This is a genomic window from Desulfovibrio sp. 1188_IL3213 (assembly GCF_036763145.1).
Lineage (GTDB): Bacteria > Desulfobacterota > Desulfovibrionia > Desulfovibrionales > Desulfovibrionaceae > Desulfovibrio.
Genome location: NZ_JBAIYR010000137.1, coordinates 1 through 5,372 on the forward strand (window position 1 = coordinate 1; position 5,372 = coordinate 5,372).

Below are 5,372 nucleotides of genomic sequence, written 5' to 3' on the forward strand. Positions count from 1 at the left end.
GCGCCCGGCTGATCCGCTTTTTTCCCTGCCGGAAACGGCGCGCAGCGGCAGGCGCGGTGCCGCACCGCTGTCCCGGGTACGCTTCTTGCTATCCTGATAAGCGCTCGCAGCTCTTTCAGCGATGCGCCAATAAAACGACGGCGGAAACGGCATGTTCGGCAAACAGAAAGACCCCAGTAAAACAGAAGAAGCAACCCCGAAACGCATCAATAAGCAGCGTGGCGAGGGCAACGTTCCCAAATCCCAGGAACTGGGCAAGGCTGTGAGCCTGCTCGGCGGCATGTCCATTCTTTATGCTTGGATAGGCCCAATGAGCGAAGAAATCAAAAAGCTGTTCCGCCACTTTTTGAGCCATGCGTGGGAATTCGACCCCAACCCGGAAAATGTATACAGCCTCACGCTGGACCTCATGTTTGAGGTCTGCAAGATCATCATGCCCATTCTGCTTACCCTGGCTGTGCTCAGCATGCTGGCCCAGCGCCTGCAGGTGGGCAAACTGTGGACTACCAAGGTTTTCAAGCCCAAGCTGCAGCGTTTCAATATTTTCAAGGGCATCAAGCAGATGCTTTTTTCGCCCCAGACCATCCTGCGCACCATCAAGAGCCTGATGTTTTCCCTTATCCTGTCCATCATACCCGCATGGATTATCTATAAGGAATATCAAAATTTCTTGCCCATGTACTATGCCACCACCGAAGGGGTCGCCGTGTACATGCTGCAAATGGCGTTCAAGCTGGTCAGCTACGCCCTTATCCCCATCCTCATCATCGCGGCCTTTGACGTGTGGCAGTCACGCTATGCCTACAAGGAAAACATGAAAATGACCAAGGATGAGGTCAAGGACGAACACAAGCAGGCCGACGGCGACCCCGTGGTCAAAAGCCAGCAGCGCAAGAAGATGATGGAGGCCATGAGCAAGCGCATGCTTCAGGACGTGCCCAAGGCCGACGTGGTGATCACCAACCCCACGCACATTGCCGTAGCCCTGCGCTACAACGCCACAGAGGCCCCGGCCCCTGTGGTGCTGGCCAAGGGCGCGGACCATCTTGCCGAAAAAATCAAGCAGGCGGCACGGGAGCACAATGTTCCCATCCGCGAAAATGTGCCTCTGGCACGGGCTTTGTATAAGTCTGCCGAGGTGGGCGACATGATCCCCGAAGAGCTTTACAAGGCTGTTGCCACAGTGCTGGCCGCCATCTGGAAGCTCAAGCCAAAGGTGCATAATTCTTAGTTTTTCCAGCGTGCGCTCCCAAACAGGACGCAGAAGCGAGGTGTCAGAAAAATGGCTTCAGCAAGCCTTCCCAAGCTCGACTACAGCAGGTTTTCCCGTAACGGGGAAATCATGCTTGCCGCCGGCGTGGTCATCATCCTTCTGGTCATGCTGGTTCCGCTGCCCACGTTTTTTCTCGACATCATGCTCTGCGTGAGCATTTCCATATCCCTGCTGGTGCTCATTACCACCATGTTCATGAGCTCGCCGCTGGAATTCACCATTTTTCCGTCACTGCTGCTGGTGACCACCCTGCTGCGGCTTTCGCTCAACGTGGCCGCCACCCGGCTTATCCTGCTCAACGGCGACATGGGCGTTGACGCCGCAGGCTCGGTCATCCGCGCTTTCGGCGAATTTGTCGTGGGCGGCAGCTATGTGGTGGGTGCGGTCATATTCATGATCCTGTTCATTCTCAACAAGGTGGTCATCACCGCAGGCACCACGCGCATCGCCGAAGTGGCGGCCCGCTTTACCCTGGACGCCATGCCCGGCAAGCAGATGGCTATTGAGGCCGACCTCAACGCCGGACTTATTGACGAGGAAGAAGCCACCGCACGCCGCAAGGGCATGCGCAAGGAAGCGGACTTTTACGGCGCCATGGACGGTGCGTGCAAATTTGTTTCGGGCGACGTCAACGCGGGCATGTTCATCACCCTTGTCAATATCGTGGGCGGCATCATCATCGGCATGGTGCAGAAAGACATGGACTGGAACACGGCCCTCATGACCTACTCGCTGCTGACCATCGGCGACGGTCTTGTGTCGACCATCCCGTCCATCATCGTGTCCACAGGCACGGGTCTGCTGGTTTCACGCGCGGCCTCCGAAGCCAAGATGGGCGAAGAATTTCTGGCCCAGCTTACCTTCAACAGCCGCGCGCTCAAGATGGTTTCGGCCGTGCTGCTGCTCTTCGCCATTGTTCCCGGTCTGCCCACCATTCCTTTTCTGGTCATTTCCGCCCTTATTTTCACGGTGGCGCGCCTTACGGAAAAGAATGAAGCCGACGACGAAGCCAGAGAAAAAAAGGAAAACAAGGCCAAATCCGGGTCCGGCACAGCCGACACCCCAGAAGAGGTGCAGGCCCTTCTGCCCCTGGATACGCTTGAACTGGAAGTGGGCTACGGCCTCATTCCTCTGGTGGATGAAGAGCAAAGCGGCAACCTGCTGGCGCGCATACGCTCCATACGGCGGCAGTTTGCGCTGGATATGGGCGTGGTCATTCCCTCGCTGCACCTGCGTGACAACCTGCAGCTCAAGCCCGGCCAGTATTCCCTGCTGATCAAGGGCAATCAGGTGGCCTCGGCGGAAATTCTTGTCGACCATTTTCTTGCAATGGATCCCGGCAACGTGACCACCAAGATTCACGGCATTGAGACACGCGAACCGGCCTTTAACCTGCCCGCGCTCTGGATACCCGACAGCCAGCGCGAAGAAGCCATGCTGGCGGGCTATACGGTGGTTGACCCGGCAACAGTCATTGCCACCCACCTGACGGAAGTGTTCAAGCGCCATCTGGCCGACTTCCTTGACCGTCAGGCGGTTCAGGGCCTGCTGGACACCGTGGCGAAGCATTCGCCCAAGGCCGTGGAAGACCTTGTGCCTGGCGTGCTGCCCCTTGGCACCGTGCAAAAGGTGCTGCAACTGCTGGTGCGCGAAAACGTGAGCATACGCGACATGCTCACCATTGTGGAAACCCTGGGCGACTTTGGCGCAGGCGTAAAAAACCCCGATATGCTGACGGAATACGTTCGTGAAAAGCTGGCGCGGTCCATCGTGCGCCCCTATCTGGACAGCCAGGGAACGCTGCCCGTGCTCACCCTTGCCCCCAATGCCGAACGCATGGTGCAGGAAGGCGTGCGCCAGGCAGATACGGGAGCGACCTTTCTTTCGCTCAATCCGGCCTCGGCCCAGCGGCTGGTGCAGAACATCAGCTCCGCCGTGGAAAACGCCGTCAACACCGACGGCCAGCCCGTGCTGCTGGTAAACCCCGTCATACGCCCGCACCTGGCCCAGCTTGTCACGCGCTTTCTGCCCTCGGTGCCGGTCATTTCGCAAGCCGAAATCCCCCCGGACATCCGGCTTCAGGCCGTGGGCAGCGTGGCTGCGGAATAGGCCGGACACCGCATAAAGCAGCACAGCAAAAAAACTGGCCGCCTTTTGTATAAGGCTCTGTTCCACGAAAGGGATTGTAACCATAACATGGTTACAATCCCTTTCGTTTTTTCAAATTTTCAATTTCATTCCGGACCAGCCCGACAAACCTCTCAGGCTCAACCTCAAGCGCCTCGCTCAAAAAAAATAAAACGTTTAATGTCACATTCCATTTACCATTCTCCAACCCGGTAATATAAGCCCGCTCTATCATCGCAAGCTCGGACAACTTGCGCTTACTCATGGCAAGAGCTTCGCGCCTTTCTTTCAAAACATTGGCAACAGCTTCATTTAAATAAGGATATTTTTCCATTTCATCAGTATAGCGGAATTTTCTTGACACAAGATGGCAATATATTACCACTGCGGACAGCTATCAGCCCCCCCCGCATAAAAAGGCGATCAAATCTTGCAAATTTTTTGCGGGTGCTTTCAGGCAAGAGCGGCATCGTGCAACATAATCGAAGGCTGTTTATCGGTGGGCCAAAGCAAGAGAAATATTGATTTTTTCATCAATCGAAAATTTCTTCTCCGTAGTTAACTAAAATAACATGAAAAAAAGGCAGGACATAAAGAAAATATTATACAAAGAACACATAAAATTTATTTAATTTTAAAAGGATACCCAAAAATAAACTAAAACTGAAATCAGGCAAAATGTTATTTTCGCCGGAACAGGCTATTCTGAAAACAAGTCTTTGACTTTTACACCCAGCGCCTGGGCGATGTTCAGAAGTGTTGACATCCGGTAACCGATAATAAGATGGTTTCTTGCCCGTGTTATAGTGTGACTTGACAAACCAGTTCGCGCGTCAATATCTCTGTGCGTCACCTTCTTTTCATTTATTATCTTTTTAAGACTGCTTCTCAACATATCGCGACCTCTCACCATAATATCCTAACAGTCTTGTTCTAACTAGTTCACTGTGATATGTTATTATAAAATTCAAAATTGCTTCTGTTTCAGAGGCAATCGCACGAGGTATACAAACAACAGTCGTGTTCGCAAAAGCCGCATGAGAGCATCAGATATTGCACAAAGATGACAAGCCATGCCGCACAGGCCGCGCCCCCGCAATCCACGGCCAGACTGTGATTTGCTAAACTTCACAAAAATCGTGTGGATACCGGCAGTAGCCAATTTTTGCCAGCACTTTCTGCAAGGAGGATGTGATGAACTTTTTTTCCAATCTAAAAGTGGGCACCAAAATTACCGCCCTGATTGCTCTTCTGCTGCTTTGCATGGCAGGCATCGCGTTCTGGGGCATCCGGCAGCTCAACCTGGTAAGCGATGAGGCAGACAACATGTATTTCATTGACCTGCAGGGCCTTGAGTACGCCAATGCGGCCAATATCGACATGCTTGCGGCCGTGAGGGAGCTTTACAACGTCATTATTTTCCCCCCGGACGTCCGCCCGGGATATGTGCAGAATTATAACCGCTACGCCGACCAGACTGCCGAGGCCCTGAAAAAGGCTGAACCTCTCATCACCGATGCAAACAACAGGCTTCTGCTGCAAAAACTGCAACAGGCGTTTGCCGTAATGGATTCAGGCTATAAGGATCTTATAAAAAAGGCAGATACGGCTTCCGAAGAACACCTGCTTGCTGATCTCGTCAGAATGCGTGAGCAGGTCAACAATGTTGAAAGCATGATGGGCGACCTTGGCGCGGCCATGATGGGCGAAGCTGAACGGCGTGCGGCTGAAACCACAACTGTCTACGAGCACGGCCGCCTGTACAGCCTTGTGCTGCTGGGACTGGCTCTTGTGTTCGGCGCGCTCTACGGCCTTGCCACCAAGCGGGGTATAGCCAATCCGCTTGTGGCTATCGCGGGCAAGGCCACACAAGTGGCTGACGGCGACCTGGATCAGGACTTCAGCCTGAAGCGCGCGGACGAAATCGGGCAACTGGCCGATGCGCTGGCCCGCATGGTGGATAACCTGCGCC

The 5,372-nt window shown here is 54.0% G+C and carries 5 protein-coding genes; 3 read left to right on the top strand and 2 right to left on the bottom strand.

Features of this window, described 5'->3' with window-relative positions:
• Positions 1 to 151: 151 nt before the first annotated feature.
• Together flhB and flhA are read left to right on the top strand one after the other, a co-directional pair.
• Positions 152 to 1,231, top strand: a complete 1,080-nt coding sequence (flhB, locus tag V6C16_RS07245; RefSeq protein WP_333536764.1) for a flagellar biosynthesis protein FlhB — start codon at positions 152 to 154, stop codon at positions 1,229 to 1,231.
• A 51-nt stretch (positions 1,232 to 1,282) separates the two neighbouring features.
• Positions 1,283 to 3,382 carry a flagellar biosynthesis protein FlhA gene (flhA, locus tag V6C16_RS07250; protein ID WP_333536762.1) on the top strand — a complete coding sequence of 700 codons (2,100 nt, stop codon included), beginning with the start codon at positions 1,283 to 1,285 and terminating at the stop codon, positions 3,380 to 3,382.
• Between the two features lie 91 nt (positions 3,383 to 3,473).
• Here flhA and V6C16_RS07255 read toward each other — a convergent pair whose 3' ends face one another.
• Together V6C16_RS07255 and V6C16_RS07260 are read right to left on the bottom strand one after the other, a co-directional pair.
• A complete protein-coding gene (locus tag V6C16_RS07255) occupies positions 3,474 to 3,734 on the bottom strand; it encodes a helix-turn-helix domain-containing protein (RefSeq protein WP_333536761.1) in 261 nt (86 codons plus the stop codon).
• Positions 3,735 to 4,100: 366 nt separating this feature from the next.
• Positions 4,101 to 4,313, bottom strand: a complete 213-nt coding sequence (locus V6C16_RS07260) for a helix-turn-helix domain-containing protein (RefSeq protein WP_333542953.1) — start codon at positions 4,311 to 4,313, stop codon at positions 4,101 to 4,103.
• 281 nt (positions 4,314 to 4,594) lie between these two features.
• Here V6C16_RS07260 and V6C16_RS07265 point away from each other — a divergent pair.
• Positions 4,595 to 5,372, top strand: a 778-nt coding sequence (locus V6C16_RS07265; RefSeq protein WP_333542954.1) for a HAMP domain-containing protein, incomplete at its 3' end; no start/stop codon positions are given.